The organism is Brevibacterium sp. ACRRH (assembly GCF_022346365.1).
GTDB lineage: Bacteria > Actinomycetota > Actinomycetes > Actinomycetales > Brevibacteriaceae > Brevibacterium > Brevibacterium paucivorans.
In genome coordinates this window covers 1-20,037 of record NZ_JAKRMN010000015.1, presented here as the reverse complement: position 1 = coordinate 20,037, position 20,037 = coordinate 1, and the positions used below count along the sequence as shown (strand labels likewise).

The window sequence follows — 20,037 nt, the reverse complement described above, 5'->3', positions numbered from 1 at the left end:
ACAACTCCGTTCACACTTGGAGGTAATGTGCTGGAAGTCGCGTGCGACGGCTCCGCGTTAGGCAACCCCGGACCCGCAGGTTGGGCGTGGGTCATCGACGACAAACGCTGGGCTGCCGGCGGGTGGGAAGAGTCGACGAACAATCGGGCCGAACTCCAAGCGGTCATAGAAATTCTCAAAGCGACTGCGCACACGCATGAAGACCTCCTGATTCTGGCCGACTCCAAGTACGTGATTAACTCGGTCACCAAATGGATGCCGGTGTGGAGGCTCAAAGGGTGGAAAAAAGCCAACGGGCAAGACGTGCTCAACCGCGACCTCATGGAAGAGTTATGGGAGCAGGTCGATGCGCTCGAAAAGTCGGGGCGTAAGCTCAAGTTCCAGTGGGTCAAAGGGCACTCCAACCATGAGCTCAACGAAGCGGCAGACCAACGCGCCCGCGCCGTCGCAACTGCCATTCGTGACGAAGGCGAGCCAGACCTCGGGCCCGGGCTGGGGACTGGGACGGAGCCCGAGGTGACGGCGGGGGAGCCACAGCAGGAAGCTGGAGCGCCGGGTCAGGACGCTGATGAGGCGGAAGACACGGTGAACGTATGGTGCCCGCTAGATAAAGCCTTGGCCGATGAGATTGTGGAGCGTGCGAAGGCGCTGGGATTGACTCCGCACGCGCTTTTGGCGCAGGTCATTGAAGTGGGGTGGAAGGAACACCGTGATAGCGGCAAGTAACCTGGAGATCATGGTGGGCTCGCGCACGCTCATGTCGGAAGTGAACTTCCGCGTGGACAAAGGCGACCGGGTTGGGCTCGTGGGCCGGAACGGTGCGGGAAAGACCACGCTTACCAAGGTGCTGATGAGCGAGGTGTTGCCGTCGGACGGGACGGTGTCGGTGTCTGGGTCGGTGGGGTATTTGCCACAGGACCCGCGGAGTGGCAAGCCTACTGAGACCGCGAAGGAGCGCGTGTTAGGGGCGCGGGATCTGGATGTGATTGCCAGGCGGATGCGCAAGGCCGAGCGTGCCATGAGCGACCCGGATCCGGACGTGGCGGCGAAGGCGATTGACAAATATCCGCGAATCGAGGCTGAGTTCATTGCAGCCGGTGGGTACGCGGCAGAGTCGGAGGCGCTAGCGATTGCGGCCAACCTAGGGCTGGACGAGCAGCTGATGGGGCAAGAGTTGCAAACGTTGTCGGGTGGACAGCGACGGCGAGTAGAGCTGGCGCGGATTCTGTTTCACCAGCCCGACACGATGATTCTGGACGAGCCAACGAACCACCTCGATGCGGAGTCCGTGCAGTGGTTGCGTGATTACCTGGCTAAGTACTCTGGTGGGCTGATCATCATTTCGCACGACCTCAACTTAATCGAGGAGGTCGTGAACAAGGTGTTCTACCTGGATGCGACGCGGCAGGTCATTGACATTTACGCGATGGGGTACAAGCAGTACCTGAAACAGCGTGAAGCCGACGAGCGGCGGCGCAAGCGTGAGCGTGCGAATACGGAGAAGAAGGCGTCTGCGCTGGTGGCTCAGGCCGAGAAGATGCGCGCGAAGGCCACCAAGGCGGTGGCGGCGCAGTCGATGCTCAAGCGCGCAGAGCGCATGATGGCAGGACTTGAGGAGGAACGCCAGAGCGATAAGGTGGCGAGTTTGCGGTTTCCCACGCCTGCCGCGTGCGGAAAGGTGCCGTTGACTGGTTCGGGGTTGTCTAAGTCGTATGGGTCGACGGAAGTGTTTATGGACGTGGACTTGGCGATTGACAGGGGCTCGCGGGTCGTGATTTTGGGATTCAATGGTGCGGGTAAGACTACGCTGTTGAAGATTCTTGCTGGGTTGGAAAGCCCGGATACTGGGGAAGTGAAGGCCGGGCACGGGCTCAAACTTGGTTACTACGCACAGGAGCACGAGACGCTTGATCTTGATCGCACCGTGCTTGAGAACATGCGGAGTAACGCGCCGGATCTCGATGACACCCAGGTGCGCACGGTGCTGGGTTCGTTCCTGTTCAGTGGCGATGACGTGAGTAAGCCCGCCAAGGTGCTGTCCGGTGGCGAGAAGACGCGGTTGGCGCTGGCGACGTTGGTGGTGTCGTCGGCGAACGTGCTGCTGTTGGACGAGCCCACGAACAACCTGGATCCGGCCAGTCGGGAAGAGATCTTGTCCGCGATTCGGCGCTACGAGGGCGCGATCATTCTGGTGACACACGACGAGGGTGCTGTGCAGGCATTGGATCCCGACCGGGTGCTGCTACTGCCTGACGGCGACGAGGACCACTGGAACGACTCGTATTTGGACCTGGTGTCGCTGGCTTAAGGGCGTTTTTGTCGCCGAGGTGGTGGTTGGTTTGTTTTCCACCGCCGAGGTGGACGTTGGCTGGTTGCCTTTGAGACTAGCTTGAGGACGCGAGGCGTCTCCCGTTAAGGGAGGCGCCTTTTCGGCTTCCGAACTGAGCGCTTGGGTTTCCGTGACTGAACACTAGTTCGAAAATAAATCGAAACAAAACGAACAAAACCCTTGACTCTTGCATTCGAACACAAATAGAATAGGGGTATGTGAAGGAGGTGAAACCGCGTGACCACAACAATCCACGACCAGCACAATGACATGTATGACGGGCCGGCTGTTGAACTATTCGAAACAGTTAAAACCACCACACGACTCATGGACGAAGCACGTGTGAAACAAGCAGAAGCAGTCGCTGCGTTGATCAGCGCCCACGTGGCACCGTTGGATGATTTCACTCATGGTCTACATGCGGTGTTTACCTCCAACCCCAGAACAGGACCACTGGTTACTAACGGGAAAGTAGGACAAAGCTCTGGTGCTCGTGGGTCTGTTGGTGTGGATGATGTGGTGGCGTGTGTGGTGTTGCCTTCGGGTGAAGTATGCACAGTTGCCAGTGTTGAACGCGTACCAGAGGAACTACCAACCCCGACAGAAGGGGTGCTAGCGAAGCTTTTAGATTGCACACGATCGCAGTTAGTGCCCCAGGTGCGGAAGATCATGACGGCTGTGGTGCTCATGCCCAAACTCTGGTCTCTAGTCAAGGCCGGTGTGATCGGCTTCGACAGGGTTCTTTATACGGCTGGCCGAGTAGGGCGTGCTGGGGTGTGTATCCCCGTGTTTGATGACATGCTCACCAGTAAGCGTGTGGACGTGGCGTGGAAAACCTTTAAACGGCACGTGGCTGAAGTGCTTGCCATGCTCACTACCCCAGAAAGCCGTAGTGAAACGGCTAGGCGTCACCGGTCAGTGTCGTATTGGGTGAATGATGATGGGACAGCCACGTTGAGCCTGACTGGGCCTGTGTTGGAGATGGAAGCGTTTTATCAGCGTGTACGCGGGATGGCCAGGGCAATCATGGCGAACCATATAGAACCGTTTACTGCCACGTTGACCGATGAGCAACAAGCCTTGTTTATCACCGACAACAACGGTGAAGTTTCTGAAGTACGTGTGGGTGATCTGGGCCGGGTTGAGGTTGATGATGACCGGTTGATGGACCAACTGACCCTGGATTTGATCACCGGGGCTAAACCCTCAACGACACTTCGCGTCCGAGTGACCCGGACAGGCAAACAAGCGCCGATCAGAGTCATCACCATCCCGGTTGATGCCGAACACGCCGGGCCAGGATCCGGGGCTGGTGTGGATGCGTCCGGTGCGGGCGATGCTGGTGATGGTTCTGTGTGGGCTGATAGGTGTGAAGCCCGTCAGTCTGAGGACGTGTATGAGCTTGAACTATGCGTGTCGATACCTGAGAAAGAAGAATGGTTGAAATCCCAAGCCAGCATTAATCTCACGGTCCCGGTGCTGCACTTCCTCATGAACAACCCGCCACCGGTGGCGGAACGAAGGCCCAGCGGAAACGAAGAAGACGAACCTGAAAAACGCAGACCTGAGTACCAGGGGAGTAGTGCGCCCCCAGGTGCTGGTGGTCCGCCGGGTGATACAGAGACCTTGAGTGCCGAAATTGCTGGTAGTGAGTTTGATTTTGGGGTGCCGGTCAGGGTGGACCCGGGTGCTAGGGCGCCGGTGATGATGAATAACCGGGTGCCATTAGACACAAAAACCGCTGATGAGGTGATCGCGCGGGCGAAGTGGGTGTACAGGATGTTCACCGACCCACAAACCGGTGTGGTGCTGGAGTCTGCGCCGACGAAGTATTACATACCTGCGGCTTTGAAACGCATGGTTGAGGCTAGGCATCCTGATTGCAGTGTCCCGTGGTGTGCGGTCCCTGCCCGGGTGTGTGAAAAAGACCATATCGAACCGTTCAACCACGAAGACCCCGAGAATGGTGGATTGACGGTGATGGAGAATTTGCATCCGTTGTGTAAGCGGCATCATCAGGAGAAAACCCAGAAACGACTCCGCGTCGACAGGATGGATGACGGTTCCCTGGCGTGCGTGTTCCCACGGATTGGTGCCATGCTGGTCTACCCACCAGAATCACGGATCAACCAACACCAGTACGAACGCTTACTCGAGTACTTCGACACCGGTGACCAAGACATCAGCCACACCATCAACAACTACCTCGCAACAGAACAAGCAAGCGCCCATAGTTCGCAACACGACCCCGCGGTCGCTGACGAATACGCAATCGCAGGGGAGGTGTTCAACGGTGACACCCGCCCGTGGGAACCCAGCGAGGAACCACCTCCATTCTGATGTGGACTGGTCTAACCAGAGCCGTTCTGAATAATGCTGGTCTAACTAGAGCAGTTCTAAACAGAGCCCGAACATTAGAGCCCCTGTTGGTTGAGCTCGGCGTCTTCGGCGTCTTCGTCCTTGACGGCTTGGCGGGCGCGGTGGGTAGCGCTGTCTCGGGTGCGGTGCAGACTGGTGCCGTACCTTGAACCGGACTTGGACCCGTGCTTGAGTGCTTCCTTGTCAACCACCACGTATGTTGTGGGCTTATCAGAAGAAGACTCGCGGGTCCTCTTTTCGCGCACAATCGTAAAGACGATCGCAATGAGAATCATGATCCCAAACGCAATCCACTGAAACGTATACGACAAATGCGACCCCGGATCCAACGACGGCGGCGGCAAAGGCGACAACCCCGCATCGCCAGCGGGATCCTCCGCACCCGCTTGCACAAACGCATTCTTATACGGACTCGTCAACCCCGGAACCCGCTCAGTATCAATCGCGCGAATAATGCCATCCGGATTATCGTCCCTACTGCCATCCTCCGTGGGCCGCAACCAGCCAGTCACCGTCGCCTCACCCGCAGGAGGCTTAGGCACACCATCCGGGCTCGCCGGCCCACTCGACGGCGGCGGCACCCACCCGCGATTCACCAGAATCTGGTCACCCGCAACCGTCGTAAACGGCACAATCACATAAAACCCCGGCTGGTTGTTCACCGTCCGGTTCCGCGCCAACACCGTAAGCTCCGGCTCGTACTTCCCGCGGACCTCCACCTTGGTCCACTCATCCTCAGCGGCCAGACCCGCCGAGGTGTCCGCCACCACCTCGGCCAGCTCAACCGGGGCAACGTTGTAGTTGGCCTCAATCGTGGCAATCTCCGCGTCCCGCTGCTGCCTACGGTCGTTCTGCCACATCGCAAGAAACGCACACAACGTCGCCGCCACCAGCGCCAACACGATATACCGAATCCACGCAGACGACGCCACAAACGAATAGTTCCGCAACATCAGCCCGCACCCTCCGGGATCTCATCAACAGAAACCACAGAACGCAAGAACCCTCGCAACGAAAGGAACTCACTCAAGAAATCACGGTGCTCATCACACGCCAACCACACCTTGTTCCGCGCAACTGTATGAATCGACGGGTTGTTCCACAACAAAGCGTGAACCGCACGTGCTCGGCAACCTTTCGCAGAACACACAAGCTCGCTCACGCGCCACGCCCCCTATCGTCTGGGTCCGAGCGCTGCTCGCCCTGAGGCTTCTCCAACACCCCAACGATCTCGCCCATCACCACATCGGGCTCCTCATCGTCATCATCCTCAGGTTCATCACCCAGAGCCTGCGGCGTAGGAGCACCCGCAATCTCGTCAGTATCCGTGTAAAAGTGCCGCCGCACCGTATTCGCAATCGTGACCGCAATCCACGGCAGAACAATCGCCCCCGCAGCGGCCGCCCAGCGCACCCACCCTGACGTGAGCGCCGCGACAAAAAAGCACGCCAAGCGAATCGCCATCAGAACCATGTACTGACGCATACGCCCGTTCGACTCGGCTTCGTGGGAGTGCTGAGCATCGGTAACACGAACAGTCTGTTCCTTGCTCACACACACCTCCTGCGTTCAGTTCGATACGCCAGTCTACTCCCCGAACAACAGAAAAGCTCTGAGGTCAGAGCAATCGTTGATAGGTTAGGAAAGAAACTGTCCGCTAGTCATCTATGTCCAGGAGCCTCAGTGCCACGCACAGTACTCGTCACCGGCGGTAACCGCGGAATCGGACGCACAATCGCTGAACAATTCATCGCGCAAGGCGACCGCGTCGCTGTCACCTCGCGTAACGGAGACGCCCCAGAAGGTGCCCTCGCCGTCGCCGCCGACGTCACCGACTCCGACTCACTCGACGCCGCTTACACCACGGTGGAAAACGAGCTGGGTCCCGTTGAAATCATCGTCGCAAACGCGGGCATCACCCGCGATAACTTGCTCATGCGCATGAGCGACGAAGAATTCGAAGACGTCATCAACACCAACCTCACTGGTGTGTACCGCACGGTCCGCCGCGGCATCACCAACCTGATCCGCTCAAAGTGGGGCCGCATCATCCTCATTTCATCGGTCTCCGGTCTCTACGGAGTCGCCGGCCAGGCCAACTACTCCTCATCAAAAGCCGGCTTGGTGGGACTCGCCCGCTCGATCACCCGCGAAGTGGGCTCACGCGGCATCACCGCAAACGTCGTCGCCCCCGGGTTCATCCGCACCGACATGACGGACGAACTCCCTGAAGCCAAGCAGAAGGAATACCTGCAGGCTGTCCCTGCAAAGCGTTTCGCGGAACCTCACGAAGTAGCCAAAGTCGTCAGCTGGGTTGCTTCCGATGACGCAAGCTATATTTCCGGTGCTGTCATTCCAGTTGACGGCGGTTTGGGAATGGGACACTAAAGAACGAACAGAAAGGTCATCATGGGAATTCTTGAAGGAAAGCGCATCCTCGTCACAGGTGTGCTCACAGAGTCGTCAATCGCATTCGCGGCCGCACGCCTTGCGCAGGAGCAGGGAGCAGAAGTCATTCTGTCCAGCTTCGGCCGTCAGATGAAGATCACCACCATCATCGCTGAACGACTGCCCAAACCAGCCCCGGTTATCGAACTCGACGCAACTAGCGAAGAAGACCTGGCAGCACTGCCTGAACGCCTTGGCGGAAACATCGACGGAATCGTGCACGCAATCGCGTTCGCACCAAAGGACGCTCTAGGTGGCGTGTTCCTCGACACCCCATTTGAATCGGTCTCCACCGCGATCCACGTGTCCGCTTACTCGCTGAAGTCCATCGCCGTCGCCGCGAAGAGCGTGCTCAACCCCGGCGCCGGAATCGTAGGCCTCACCTTCGACGCAACCGTCGCATGGCCGGCATATGACTGGATGGGTGTGGCAAAGGCAGCCATGGAATCTACCTCGCGCTACCTCGCCAAGTACATGGGACCGGACAAGATCCGCGTCAACCTGGTATCCGCCGGACCACTCAAGACCACCGCCGCCAAGTCCATCCCCGGCTTCGAGGCCTTCGAAGACGTGTGGGGCGACCGCGCGCCACTTGGGTGGGATCAAACCGACACCGAACCAGCCGGGAAAGCCATCATCGCTCTTCTCTCCGACTGGTTCCCCGCCACCACCGGCGAAATGGTTCACGTCGACGGAGGACTGCACTCAACAGGCGCATAAGCTCTAACGCATAACCTCCTGCACTTTTCGGGTGGGCATATCTACACTGGTAGGTATGCCCACTCTCGTTTTGGCGCGTCACGCGCACGCAACTCATGACCCCATGCCAGACTTCGACCGTCATCTCACGGATGAAGGGGTGGCCGAGGCGGCCCTCGCCGGACGCTTTCTGTCACAGTTCCCGCTGACTCACCTGGTGTCGTCGCCGGCAAAACGCACAACCCAGACTGGGCAAGCAGTTGTTGATGCACTCAACGACGCCTACCGCGGACGCCCAGATTTCAACGCCGTAGAACTGCAGTTCGAACCTGCTCTATACGACGCCACCGTTCAAACCTGGCTCGACACCATCAACGCGATCCCCGAAGACGTGCCCGGGGCATACATCGTGGGTCACAACCCCATCGTGTGGGAAACAGTTGAACAGCTCAGCGGTGTGAGCCTCAAGAAATTCAAACCATCATCCGTAGCAGTATTCCGGCTACCCAGTTGGGACGTCGACACATTCCCAGAACCCACTGTGCGGTACTTCGGAAACTAAAACGCAACAGACCTCAAACAGGCGCTCATCGCACGTAGGGCGCACAGAAAATCTCTACAAGCTGACGCATGTCGCGGTGCCGAATAACCACGTCCGCGCGTTCAACCAAGGCTGGTTTCGCACAAAATGCGATGCCACAGGTGGCTTGCTCGACCATGTCGAGGTCGTTCGCGCCATCGCCAATCGCCAACGTGCGTGAAGCTCCCACACGTTCCGCCAACTCCGCAAGAGTGTGGGCCTTAAACGCCCGGTCAACAACGGGACCCGTGACCTTGCCAGTGAGCACTCCGCCGGAGGACTCCAACTGGTTCGCAAACGCGTCATCGATGCCAACACCGTCCGCAAGCGGCTGAACAATTTCAATGAAGCCACCGGACACAACAGCCACGTGACAATCCACCTCGTGCAAGGCCTCCACCCACTCGGGTACTCCAGCGGTGAGCGTCACCTGGTCAGCCACCTCGGCCAGCGCGCTCACCGGGACTCCCTTGAGCAACGCCACGCGTTCGCGCAACGACTCTTCAAAATCCAACTCGCCAGCCATGGCCCGCTCCGTGATCGCTGCAACCTGGTCCTCAACACCAGCGTGAGCGGCCAGCAGATCAATCACTTCTTCGTTGATCAGTGTGGAATCCACATCCATAACCACTAGCTCAGGCGGCGCGAGACTCACCTCTGAGGGCAGGATCTGAACATCGTCGTTTTCTGAACGCAAATCAGCCAGAACCGGTGGCAAGTCGTCAGGGTCAAAAACATCGTGGCGAACCTGACCAGAGTCGAAAACACATACCCGTTGCATAGCTTTATCGTAGCGGTGTGGCGCTTTCCCGCGTGGTCGTGGTCACCACATCGTGAGCCGCCCCATGGAGCTGAGCCAGCAACTCACCTAACTCCGGTGGCTCAACCGCTGCAGGCGCCAAATCGGGCCGCATAGCACTGTGGATATCAACAGCGGAAAAACACGCCACTTCGGCTGCGGAATCCATGAAGAACGACCCCGCACGCCGGTGCTCACCAGCAAAGTCCTCCTGCCAGTCCCGCCACGGAAGATTCCGAAACTCATCGGCAATCCCGCGCTCAACAAGCGACAACCCGCGCATGACCACCTGACGCAAGTGGCGTACAGCCTCTGCACCAGAACGCGCACCCAAGGGTGCGTACGGAACGTGCGCACACGGAAACACATCCACATTGCCCTCCGCATGCACGACCAACACCGCGCGGGACTCGCCGGACACCTCGGCGACAATCACGGCGGGCGCTTGCGCAACCACGCGACTGTGCTCCCTGGACACCTGCGGAACCGTGAGAGTGAGCGCCGGGTGAATCAACTCCGTACGAAACCGATCAACCCCAAACTCTCGCGCCGCAGCCGCCCACAACAACAGGCCAGTGTGTGGCTCGCCAAGCACGGCATCGTCGTTGATGACCGGCACCTCAAACCCGGCGTCGTAAAAGATCGTCGCCACCGAATCGGGTGGCAGTGTCCGTGCGACACACGTATTGAGCGCAGTCGTGACAAGAACAGTCTGGAAAACTCGCTGATTGTGCACACGCACAGATTACCCGTGGGGTAGGGTTTGACATATGAGCGAAGTGCTGAGCTTAGAAGATGTTGTTGTTCGCCGTGGTCCTCACCACCTGTTGGACGGACTGAGCCTCTCAGTATCTGAAGGACAGCACTGGGTGATCCTCGGCCCCAACGGCGCTGGCAAGACCACGCTGTTGGAACTCGTATCCGGACGCATGCACCCCACCAGCGGAACCGTGAAAATTCTTGGTGAACAGCTGGGCAGGATCGACGTGTTTGAACTGCGTCCGCGCATCGGTTACGCATCGTCCACCCTCGCCGACCGTCTGCCACGCAGTGAAACTGCTTTCGACATCGTGATGACCGCCGCATACGGCGTGGTTGGTCGCTGGACTGAAGAATACGATCAGATCGACGAAGAGCGAGCTCACGACCTTCTGCACGCTTTTGGTATTGGCGATTTCAAAGACCGCACATTTGGCTCCCTTTCGGAAGGTGAACGCAAACGTGTGCAGATTGCCCGCTCACTCATGACTGACCCGGAAATTCTGCTCCTGGACGAACCAGCGTCGGGACTCGACCTGGGCGGCCGCGAAGACCTGCTGCAGGCGCTCACGGAGATCATCGGCGGAAAGTACGCACCTACCACCCTCATGGTCACTCACCACGTAGAAGAGATTCCGCAGGGAACCACTCACGCCCTGCTCCTTCGCGACGGCAAGGTGACAGCCGCTGGATCTTTGGAAGAAACCCTGACATCAGAGAACCTGTCTGAAACGTTTGGTTTGGACATCGAGCTCACCACTGTCGGTGGTCGCTTCCACGCTCAGGCACAGTGACGTTTGATCTGCTCACTAGCGCGCTCATCTTTCTTGCAGGACTGGGCGCTGGCACCATCAACGCCGTGGTGGGTTCCGGAACTCTGATTACCTTTCCCGCGCTCGTGGCCTTTGGCGTGCCACCCCAAGCCGCGACCATGAGTAACGCGCTGGGGCTCATCCCGGGAAATATTGCCTCGTCATTCGGATACCGTGAAGAGCTTCGCGGCTCCGGCGACAGACTCAAACGCTGGATACCCGCATCGATGGCAGGTTCGCTTGTTGGCGCAACGCTACTGGTGATTCTGCCGGCGAAGTCGTTTGAACTTATTGTCCCTGTTCTCATTGTCTTCGCGCTCATCATGGTGGTGGTACAGCCACGACTGCAGAAATATCTGAAAGCCCGCGATGCCACGGCCCTGACAAACAGCACAGTCGCCGTGTACTGCATCCTGTTCTTCACAGCCATTTATGGTGGTTACTTTGCGGCAGCTCAGGGCATCATACTCATCGGTCTTCTTGGAATTGTCCTCGATGAGCCGCTTCAAAAGATGAACGGGTACAAAAACGTTCTGGTGCTGTTCGTCAACGTGGTGTCTGCAACGGCATACACGGTTATTGGATTCAACAAGATTTCGTGGATGGCCGTGGTGCTCATTGCAGCCGGTTCGCTCATAGGCGGTTACGTGGGCGCCCGTGTTGGCCGAAAACTCAACCCCACCGCTCTGCGCGCAGTGATAGTCATTCTGGGCATCGTGGCGTTTGTGCGCATCTTGGGAATCCACGCATGAACACACCCAAGAAAGCCGACTTGAGCGCCCAAGACATCGAAGCGCTATGCGAACAACACGGCATCAACCCTGCCCGAGTGCAACACCTGGCTCACGTGCCCCCACCTGAGGACTACACGCACCTGACCGACGTGGACCTCCGGAAGAAACTCGAACCGGAAAACGGCCTTTTCATCTCCGAATCATCCAAGATCATTCAACGCGCCCACGACGCCGGCATGAAGTTCCGTTCGTTCTTCCTCAACGCCCACTGGCTCGAACCGCTCGCCCCAGTGATCGCCCACCACGACGTCCCCATCTACGTGGGAAGCGAAACTGATCTAGAAAAAGTCGCCGGTTTTCGCCTCCACCGAGGTGCCCTGGCAAGTACCCAGCGTCCCCACCTTTCCAGCGTTGCCGAGGTGGTGAGAGACGCCTCGGTCGTTGTCGTCATTGAAGATTTGGTGGATCACACGAACGTGGGCGCGATCTTCCGTTCCGTAGCCGCCCTTGGCGCCGACGCCGTCCTGGTAACACCCCGATGCGCCGACCCCTTGTACCGGCGCGCCATCCGGGTATCCATGGGGACCGTGTTCCAAGTTCCGTGGACAAGAATCGATCCTTGGCCAGAGAGCATCGACACCCTCCAGGATGCAGGGTTCGTCGTTGCGGGCATGACTCTAGGCGAGGGCGCGATCACTTTGGACGAGCTGGTCGCTGAAGATTATGAGAAGCTCGCTCTCGTCTTCGGCTCCGAGGGTCCTGGGCTGACTCAAGCGACTGAGCAGCGGCTCGACAGAAGAGTCACGATCCCGATGATGGGCGGAGTTGACTCGTTAAACGTCGCGGCGGCCTCGGCAATCGCGCTCTATGCGACGAGGTTGCGCCACAAGAGGTAGCGTCACTGTCCAGAGGTGGTCGAGTCAGTCCGTTTTCACCGGCGCGAATATCGTGGTGGCGAGTGTGACCTGCGCCACTAGGGCCTTTACCCTGATGCACTGCTGCCGACCGACTGTACTGAAGCCGGCACTCTGGTGGTGAGCTTGGAGTCCGAGCATCAAGTCAATTGAAATCCGGTCAAGCAAGTGGGGTCATCTGCGCGGGTCGATACATCCTGCTTTGCGGTGCGGCCTTCGGCTGAGACTGTGAGCGACGCGTCAATTCCGCGTGGCAGCCAGATCCCCACGAATCCGTTGTCGTAAGTCCTCAGCGTTTCATCGAGGATGGTCCTCCCAGACGTCGCCTCGACCACGGTAACGTCGACGTCAGTATTGGCGAGCTCGCCGCGACAAGTTGTGAGGCTGTGGAAGTAGCATTCGTGAGTCTGCCCGCGATAGGGAGCGATAGAGACGTAAAATTCGTCCTTTGGCATCGGCAGAGTGGTCTGCTTGTTCTGATCGTCGGACAGGACCAACTGTTCGGGTTCAATCGAAGCAATGAGTTCAGACGAGCGATCTGACACCTTCGTTGTGTCGAGGCGCTTGATGACGTCCCGTGCATTCAGGCCGTCGAGATCGTGCTCGGCCACCAATGAGTGATCGGACCCTGCGTCGACGGACGGTTCCGCATCAGCACAGCCGCTGAGCAGGAGGACGGCGCTGGTCGCCAGCGCGGTTATGGTCGCGCAGAGTCTCAGGCGGCTCCTGGAGGGGTGGATCGGAGTAACAATGGCAAGGGGCATGGCCAACTCTTTTCTCAGGTGAAAATGTTCATATCGACCGATTCGACCTCAGGCGGCCCGATTTCGTCGGGGGCCGAGGGCCAGACGAGGGGTAGCCCACGCCAGCCCGGAGACGTCGAGAGCATAGTCTTGGTCTGGGGTGCAACAGCCTGGGAGGCGTCTGGTGTCAACCGAAATCAGATGGTGTCAGGAGCGCACGAGTCGGTTGATGGCATCGGAGGCTTCCTGGATCTTGGCGATGGCCGCGTCCTCATCGCCTTGCTTGGCGGCGTCGAGCACGCAGTGCTTGAGGTGGTCATCGAGCAGGCCGGTCGCGACCCCCTGCAGTGCCCGGGTGAGCGCGGAGACCTGAGTGAGGATGTCGATGCAGTACTTCTCGTCATCGATCATCTTCGCGATGCCGCGCGCCTGGCCTTCGATGCGCTTCATGCGGCTGAGGTAGCGGGCCTTGTCGCTGATGTAGCCGTGCTGGTGGGTCTCGGTGTCGCCGCCGGTGTCATTGGTGGCCGTGTCGGTGGTCATGAATGTGTCCTTAATTTCTGACGCTCCAGGACGGAACGAGTGCTTGCATCTGGGGTGAGGTCGATGCGACGCAGCAACTGGGCGTTGAGGGCGACGACGACGGTGGAGATCGACATCAGGATCGCGCCAACCGACATCGGCATGACAAAGCCGACGGGTGCGAGCACACCGGCCGCGAGCGGCACAGAGAGCAGGTTGTACCCGGCAGCCCACCACAGGTTCTGCTTCATTTTACGGTATGCGGCACGGGAGAGTTGGATAACCGAGAGCACCGAACGGGGGTCGGAGCTGGCGAGGATGACCCCGGCGGAGGCGATGGCGACATCGGTGCCGGCTCCGATGGCGATGCCGACGTCGGCCTGGGCGAGGGCGGGGGCGTCGTTGACGCCGTCGCCGACCATGGCGACCTTCTTTCCCTCGTGCTGGAGCTGGGCGACCTTGGCGGACTTGTCCTCGGGGCGGACGCCGGCGAAGACGCGGTCGATGCCGAGCTGCCGGCCGACCTCGTCGGCGACGGACTGGGCGTCGCCGGTGATCATGACGACCTCGACGCCGAGCCGGTGCAGCGCGTCGACGGCGTCGCGGGACTCGGGGCGGACCTCGTCGGCGAGCTTGAGCCCGCCGATGACCTTTCCGTCGCGTAGGACGTGCAGGATGATCGCGCCCGCGGCTCGCCACTCCTCGGCGGCGTCGATCTCGTGCTGCCCGGTCTCCTCGAGCAGTCGGGGGCCTCCGACGCGGATCTCCTGGCCGGCCACGGTCGCGGTGACCCCCACTGCCGGCGAGGACGAGAATCCACTGGCTGGTTCGACGGTCAGGCTCTTGTCTTTGGCGGCAGCGACGATGGCCTGGGCGAGCGGGTGCTCGCTGTCGGCCTCGGCGGCAGCGGCTAGGGCGAGTACCTGGTCGGCGTCCAGGCCTGCGATCGGCTCGACGCCGGTGACGGTGGGCTCGCCCTTGGTCAGGGTGCCGGTCTTGTCGAAGAGCACTGCGTCGACCTGGCGCATGGACTCCAGCGCGAGGCGGTCCTTGACCAGGACGCCACCGCGGGCGGCGCGCTCGGTGGCGATGGACACGACCAGCGGGATCGCCAGACCTAGCGCGTGCGGGCAGGCGATGACGAGCACGGTGATGGTGCGGATGACGGCATCGTTGGGCAGCCCGAAGAGGGTCCAGGCGACGGCAGTGATCAGAGCGGCCCCGAGGGCGAACCAGAACAGCAAGGCAGCCGCCTTGTCGGCGATGCGCTGGGCGCGGGACGAAGACCCCTGGGCCTCGGCGACGAGCCTGTTGATGCCGGCCAGTGCCGTGTCGTCGCCGGTGGCGGTGATCTCCACCCGCAAACCGGAGTCAGTGGCCACAGTGCCGGCGGTGACCGCATCGCCCTCGCCGCGGGCGACGGGTCGCGACTCGCCGGTGATCATCGACTCGTCCATGTCAGCGCGGCCGTCGATGACGGTGCCGTCGGCGGGGACGCTGCCTCCGGGGCGGACGATGACGACGTCGCCGACGCGCAGCTCGGCCGGGTCGACCTTGACGGTTTCGTCGCCCTCGACGCGCTCCGCTTCGTCGGGCAGCAACGCGGCAAGGGAGTCCAGCGCCGAGGTTGTCTGGGCCAGGGACCGCATCTCGATCCAGTGGCCGAGCAGCATGATCACGATCAGCAGCGCCAGCTCCCACCAGAACTCGAGCTCGTGGTGGACGAGCCCCACGGTGGCGGCCCAGGAGGCGAGGAACGCCACGGTGATCCCGAGCGCGATCAGCAGCATCATGCCGGGCTTGCGGCTCTTCAGCTCGCTGACGGCACCGGTGAGGAACGGTGTGCCGCCCCAGGCGTACATGACGGTGCCGAGCACCGCGGCGACCCAGCCCGCCCAGCTGGGCACCGAGTAGCCCAGGAGCATGGCGAACATGGGGGAGAACGCGACCACCGGGATGGCGATGACGAGGTTGATCCAGAACAGTCGACGGAACTGGCTGACGTGGTCGCCATGGCCCGCATGACCACTATGACCACTGCCGTGATCGCCGTGCCCGGCGTGGGCACCGTGTTTCACGGCGTGGCCTTCGTGCTCGGCATGCGAGTCGTCAACATGGCCGGACTCGGTGGTCGCGACGCCGTCGTGGTCATGGTGATGGTGATGCGTGGTCGGGTCCGTCACTGCTCTTCGCTTCCCTTCGTTCTTCCCCGGTCTTTCCTTCGATCGGGTCGTGTCTCGCCGCGGACCCTTCAGGGCCCCCAGCGGCCGGCTCAGGAGGCCGGCTTGATCTCGTTCTCGACGACCCACTTGTGGTTCGTCATGGTCATACCGTCGGACTCGTAGTCGACCATGTAGACGGTCTCGTCGGTGGAGGAGGCGATGGTGGCCTTCGCGCCCTGCATGCCCTCCATGTGCTCGGCCTCCAGGGCGACCTCAGTGCCGTCGGGCAGGCGCTGGGCGCCGGCGTCCATGATCTCCTGCTGCACGACCCACTTGTGGTCCTTGACCGGCGCGTCGCCGGTGGTGGGCGTGAAGTCCACCGCGTAGGTGTAGGTGTCGTAGGCCCCGACGATGGTGGCCTTCGCGCCGTCCATGCCCTTCATGTGGTCTGCGGTGAGCGTGACCTCGGTGCCGGCCGGGTACTTCGGCGAGGAAGCCTTTTCGATGCCCTCTGGGGCGGGGCCGCCGTCCATCGGATGCTCCATCCCGCCGCCGTCGCTGCTGCCACCGCTTCCGTGGCCCTCGTGCTGACTGGTCGACGATGGCGTCGCCTGGTCCTGGTCTCCGCCAGTACTGCAGCCGGTGAGCACGAGTGCTCCGCCGAGCACTCCCGCGGCGACGGTGGTGATAAGGCGCTTACGCATGAAATCTCCAATTCATCAGTCTGACCCGATCAACCATATACCCCTATGGGGTATAGGTCAAATGTCGATCGGTGTGCGTGGAATCGTTTAGTTACGATCCGGTCGACCCGGGGCAGTAGCAGTGATGCTGCAGGCCCGGGCCGTCGAAGGATCAGGCCATGTTGGCGGCGTAGTTGGCGGGGTCGGAGTCGAAGGTCGGTCCGCAGCCGGGGCAGCAGAGCCAGTAGCGCTGCCCGTCGTAGTCGCGGAAGAGGCCCTTTTCTTCGGCGTCCTGTTTGTTGACCGGATTGCCGACCATGACGGGGCAGGTGGTCATGCCGTCGCTGCCTTCGACCAGAAGGTTTTCGCGATGGCCGGAATCGGCGGCGGGGTTCTCTGTGCCGGCCGTGCCGCAGCAGCTGGAACCAGCGCTGACAGCTTCCTCGGCGACGGATGCCTCGACTGCGGGGGACGTGCTGCAGCAGCTGGTGGGCGCCTGGTCTTCGTTGCTCATTCTCGGTGCATACCTTTCGTGTGTTCGGATGATGGTTGGTTCTGCGGCGTCACTGCTTGGCGACACTGCGGAACCCGCGCAAGCGGAGGCTGTTGCCGACGACGAACACGCTGGAAAACGCCATCGCCGCGCCTGCGAGCATGGGGTTGAGCATGCCCAGCGCCGCGATCGGGATCGCAGCGACGTTGTAGGCGAAGGCCCAGAACAGGTTCGTCTTGATCGTGCCGAGGGTCATGCGGGACAGGCGGATCGCGTCGACCGCGGCTCGCAGGTCCCCGCGCACGAGGGTGATGTCGGAGGCCTCGATGGCCACGTCGGTGCCGGTGCCCATCGCCAGGCCGAGATCGGCCTGCGCCAGCGCCGGGGCGTCGTTGACGCCGTCGCCGACCATCGCGACGACCTTGCCCTCGCTCTGGAGGCCGGTGACGACGTCGACCTTGTCCTTGGGCAGGACCTCGGCGATGACCTTCTCGATGCCGACCTCGGCGGCGATCCGGCGGGCCACGGCCTCGTTGTCGCCGGTGAGCAGGACCGGAGTGAGTCCCAGGTCCTTCAGTCCTTGGATCGCCTCGGCGCTGGTGGGCTTGACGGCGTCGGCGACGACGAGGATCCCGCGGGCCTGTCCGTCCCAGCCGACCGCGACGACGGTCTTGCCCTCTGCCTCGGCCTCGGCCTTGGCGGCTGCGACATCGGAGGAGAGCTGCTGAGACCAGTCGGCCAGGAGCGATTCCCTGCCGACGAGCACCGCGTGGCCGTCGACGACGCCCTGGACGCCCTTGCCTTCGATGTTGGCGAAATCCTCCGGTGTCGACAGCTGCCCGCCCTCCACGGCCGCGCCCTTGGCGATGGCCTGGGCGATCGGGTGTTCGGAGGCGTCCTCCAAAGCGCCAGCCAGGCGAAGCAGCTCGGTGCGGTCAATGCCCGGCTCGGTGATTGCGTCGACCAAGGTCATCTTGCCGGTGGTGACGGTGCCGGTCTTGTCGAGGACGACGGTGTCGACCTTGCGTGTGGATTCGAGGACTTCGGGGCCCTTGATGAGGACGCCCATCTGCGCGCCGCGACCGGTCCCGACCAGTAGCGCTGTCGGGGTGGCCAGGCCGAGGGCGCAGGGGCAGGCGATGACGAGGACCGCAACCGCTGCGGTGAAGGCGGCGGAGACGCCGGGTCCGAAGATCAGCCATGCGCCGAGCGTGACGAGGGCGATGGCGATGACGATCGGCACGAAGATGCCGGAGATGCGGTCGGCCAGACGCTGGACGGCGGCCTTGCCGGACTGGGCATCCTCGACCAGCTTCGCCATCTGCGCCAGCTGGGTGTCCGACCCGACCCGGGTCGCCCGCACGACAAGACGCCCGCTGGCGTTGACCGTGGCCCCAGTCACCGCGTCGCCGGCGACGACCTCGACGGGAACGGACTCGCCGGTGAGCATGGAGGCGTCCACGGCCGAGGTGCCGGTCACAACGGTGCCGTCGGTGGCGATCTTCTCGCCGGGGCGGACGGCGAACTCGTCGCCGACGGCCAACTCTCCGATCGGGATCTTGGTCTCGACGCCGTCCCGCAGGACGGAGACCTCTTTCGCCCCGAGGTCGAGCAGAGCGCGCAGCGCGGCACCGGCCTGGCGCTTGGAGCGCTTCTCGAAGTAGCGGCCGGCGAGGATGAACATCGTCACCCCCGCGGCGGCCTCGAGGTAGATGTTGCCCGCGCCGTCAGACGGCGCGATAGTGAACTCGAAGGGATGCGTCATCCCCGGCATGCCGGCATGGCCGAGGAACAATGCATATAGCGACCACAGGAACGCCGCACTCGTGCCCATCGAGACGAGCGTGTCCATCGTGGCTGTGCCGTGCTTGAGGTTGGTCCATGCGGCCTTGTGGAACGGCCAGCCCGCCCAGACGATTACCGGCGCGGCCAGAGCCAGCGAGGCCCACTGCCAGTAGGTGAACTGCAGGACCGGAACCATGGCCATCGCGATTACCGGGACGGTGAGCACAATCGACCCGATCAGCCTCTGCTTCAGCGAGGTCAGTTCGGGGTCATCGGCTGGGTCCTGATCGTTGCCTTCGGAGTCCGTCGTCGCAGCTTCGGGCCGGGGCAGGGCGGCGGTGTAGCCGGTCTTTTCGACCTCCGCGACCAGAAGGGCCGGGTCATAGTCGGCAGGCACGGTGACCTTGGCCTTTTCGGTGGCGTAGTTGACGCTCGCGGTGACGCCGTCGAGCTTGTTGAGCTTGCGCTCGATCCTGTTCGCGCAGGAGGCGCAGGTCATCCCACCGACCTCCAGCTCGATGTCGCTGTCCGCACTCAGTGGCGCTGGTGTGCTCACGTCACTTCCTTCTCTCTGCTCTGCCGTGGCCATGCAGTGCCGTGGGCCGCGAGGCTGGCCGGGGCCTTCATCAGGCGCGCACGGCCGAGTAGCCGGCCTCCTCGACGGCGGCCAGGACCTTCGCGTCGTCGAGGTCGCCGGAGGTGGTGACGACCAGCCGGCCGGTTTGAGCGCTGACCTCGATGCCGGTGACACCGGCGATCTCGCCGACCTCCTCGCGGACTGATACCTCGCAGTGCCCGCAAGTCATGCCCGTCACTTGGTACTCGTTGGCAGTCATCGGATAACCCTCTCTACTTGGGTACCCCCGGCGGGTACCATCTTGTGAACAGTATACCCCTATAGGGTATGCCTGCAAGGTGAGTCGGGCTCGCTCTTGAATGGACCCAACGTTTCGAGGTGATACGCCACCTGGGTATGCTGTGGCTGTGAAGAGCGCGACTCCTGAACCCTGCCGCGGCCAGCACTGGCTGCAGCTCGTCGTACTCACTGCACTGCTGATCATGGGTCTCCTCGGCATGCACGCGCTTATCGGCGGGTCGGCAGCGGGGCCCCGGGCGGGCGCTACTTGGGGGCGGGTGGGGTCGGGGCGGCCGACGGCGTGGTGGCATGAGCCGCCGCCGGCATGGTAGTCGGCGGC

20 protein-coding genes are annotated in these 20,037 nt (G+C 61.6%); 9 read left to right on the top strand and 11 right to left on the bottom strand.

From position 1 onward, the window contains the following. Window positions 1–27 precede the first annotated feature (27 nt). From MHX53_RS11350 to MHX53_RS11340, 3 genes are all read left to right on the top strand, one after another. Entirely contained in the window at window positions 28–726 is a 699-nt protein-coding gene (locus MHX53_RS11350; RefSeq protein ID WP_102238020.1) for a ribonuclease H, read from the top strand. Next, window positions 710–2,308, top strand: coding sequence for an ABC-F family ATP-binding cassette domain-containing protein (locus MHX53_RS11345; protein ID WP_102238019.1), 1,599 nt, complete (start codon window positions 710–712; stop codon window positions 2,306–2,308). Before MHX53_RS11350 ends, MHX53_RS11345 begins: the two co-directional genes overlap by 17 nt. A gap of 258 nt (window positions 2,309–2,566) precedes the next feature. Further along, window positions 2,567–4,669: an HNH endonuclease signature motif containing protein gene (locus MHX53_RS11340; protein ID WP_239272775.1), complete on the top strand. Its 2,103-nt coding sequence runs from the start codon at window positions 2,567–2,569 to the stop codon at window positions 4,667–4,669. A 74-nt stretch (window positions 4,670–4,743) separates the two neighbouring features. Here the strand turns inward: MHX53_RS11340 and MHX53_RS11335 are convergent, their stop codons facing one another. Beyond that, on the bottom strand, window positions 4,744–5,661 hold the full coding sequence (locus MHX53_RS11335) for an SURF1 family protein (RefSeq protein WP_102238018.1): 918 nt from the start codon (window positions 5,659–5,661) through the stop codon (window positions 4,744–4,746). 205 nt (window positions 5,662–5,866) lie between these two features. Continuing rightward, window positions 5,867–6,262, bottom strand: coding sequence for a DUF3099 domain-containing protein (locus tag MHX53_RS11325; protein ID WP_239272774.1), 396 nt, complete (start codon window positions 6,260–6,262; stop codon window positions 5,867–5,869). A 129-nt stretch (window positions 6,263–6,391) separates the two neighbouring features. Here MHX53_RS11325 and fabG point away from each other — a divergent pair, with 129 nt between their 5' ends. From fabG to MHX53_RS11310, 3 genes are read left to right on the top strand one after another with little or no spacing between them, the layout of a single operon-like run. Beyond that, on the top strand, window positions 6,392–7,096 hold the full coding sequence (gene fabG, locus MHX53_RS11320; protein ID WP_102238015.1) for a 3-oxoacyl-ACP reductase FabG: 705 nt from the start codon (window positions 6,392–6,394) through the stop codon (window positions 7,094–7,096). Window positions 7,097–7,117: 21 nt separating this feature from the next. Then, window positions 7,118–7,876, top strand: coding sequence for an enoyl-ACP reductase FabI (gene fabI / locus MHX53_RS11315; protein ID WP_239272773.1), 759 nt, complete (start codon window positions 7,118–7,120; stop codon window positions 7,874–7,876). A 55-nt stretch (window positions 7,877–7,931) separates the two neighbouring features. Then, window positions 7,932–8,417 (top strand): histidine phosphatase family protein, encoded by a 486-nt coding sequence (locus tag MHX53_RS11310; RefSeq protein WP_239272772.1) that lies wholly within the window; start codon window positions 7,932–7,934, stop codon window positions 8,415–8,417. Window positions 8,418–8,442: 25 nt separating this feature from the next. Here MHX53_RS11310 and serB read toward each other — a convergent pair whose 3' ends face one another. Continuing rightward, window positions 8,443–9,216, bottom strand: a complete 774-nt coding sequence (gene serB, locus MHX53_RS11305) for a phosphoserine phosphatase SerB (RefSeq protein ID WP_239272771.1) — start codon at window positions 9,214–9,216, stop codon at window positions 8,443–8,445. 4 nt (window positions 9,217–9,220) lie between these two features. Further along, window positions 9,221–9,970, bottom strand: a complete 750-nt coding sequence (locus MHX53_RS11300) for a hypothetical protein (protein ID WP_239272770.1) — start codon at window positions 9,968–9,970, stop codon at window positions 9,221–9,223. Between the two features lie 34 nt (window positions 9,971–10,004). Between MHX53_RS11300 and MHX53_RS11295 the strand changes: the two genes are divergently transcribed. The 3 genes from MHX53_RS11295 to MHX53_RS11285 are packed head-to-tail and all read left to right on the top strand — an operon-like array spanning window position 10,005 to window position 12,435. After that, window positions 10,005–10,787 (top strand): ABC transporter ATP-binding protein, encoded by a 783-nt coding sequence (locus tag MHX53_RS11295; protein WP_239272769.1) that lies wholly within the window; start codon window positions 10,005–10,007, stop codon window positions 10,785–10,787. Further along, window positions 10,784–11,557 carry a sulfite exporter TauE/SafE family protein gene (locus MHX53_RS11290; protein WP_102238010.1) on the top strand — a complete coding sequence of 258 codons (774 nt, stop codon included), beginning with the start codon at window positions 10,784–10,786 and terminating at the stop codon, window positions 11,555–11,557. The genes MHX53_RS11295 and MHX53_RS11290 overlap by 4 nt, the downstream gene beginning before the upstream one ends. Then, window positions 11,554–12,435, top strand: coding sequence for an RNA methyltransferase (locus MHX53_RS11285; protein ID WP_239272768.1), 882 nt, complete (start codon window positions 11,554–11,556; stop codon window positions 12,433–12,435). The genes MHX53_RS11290 and MHX53_RS11285 overlap by 4 nt, the downstream gene beginning before the upstream one ends. A 158-nt stretch (window positions 12,436–12,593) precedes the next feature. On the opposite strand, the gene MHX53_RS11280 is transcribed toward MHX53_RS11285, so the two are convergent. The 7 genes from MHX53_RS11280 to MHX53_RS11250 form a co-directional block, all read right to left on the bottom strand. Next, window positions 12,594–13,217: a CueP family metal-binding protein gene (locus MHX53_RS11280; RefSeq protein ID WP_102238008.1), complete on the bottom strand. Its 624-nt coding sequence runs from the start codon at window positions 13,215–13,217 to the stop codon at window positions 12,594–12,596. A gap of 186 nt (window positions 13,218–13,403) precedes the next feature. Beyond that, window positions 13,404–13,739: a metal-sensitive transcriptional regulator gene (locus MHX53_RS11275; protein ID WP_257994461.1), complete on the bottom strand. Its 336-nt coding sequence runs from the start codon at window positions 13,737–13,739 to the stop codon at window positions 13,404–13,406. After that, complete coding sequence (locus tag MHX53_RS11270; protein WP_239272778.1) at window positions 13,736–15,796, bottom strand: heavy metal translocating P-type ATPase; 2,061 nt, start codon at window positions 15,794–15,796, stop codon at window positions 13,736–13,738. Before MHX53_RS11270 ends, MHX53_RS11275 begins: the two co-directional genes overlap by 4 nt. Window positions 15,797–15,990: 194 nt before the next feature. Next, entirely contained in the window at window positions 15,991–16,584 is a 594-nt protein-coding gene (locus MHX53_RS11265) for a YdhK family protein (protein ID WP_102238006.1), read from the bottom strand. 151 nt (window positions 16,585–16,735) lie between these two features. Further along, the gene (locus MHX53_RS11260; RefSeq protein WP_102238005.1) at window positions 16,736–17,077 is read right to left on the bottom strand and encodes a hypothetical protein; all 342 of its coding nucleotides are present in this window, start codon (window positions 17,075–17,077) and stop codon (window positions 16,736–16,738) included. A 49-nt stretch (window positions 17,078–17,126) separates the two neighbouring features. Then, the gene (locus tag MHX53_RS11255; protein WP_343212373.1) at window positions 17,127–19,397 is read right to left on the bottom strand and encodes a heavy metal translocating P-type ATPase; all 2,271 of its coding nucleotides are present in this window, start codon (window positions 19,395–19,397) and stop codon (window positions 17,127–17,129) included. A gap of 70 nt (window positions 19,398–19,467) precedes the next feature. Continuing rightward, entirely contained in the window at window positions 19,468–19,677 is a 210-nt protein-coding gene (locus MHX53_RS11250) for a heavy metal-associated domain-containing protein (protein WP_102238004.1), read from the bottom strand. Window positions 19,678–20,037: the final 360 nt, after the last annotated feature.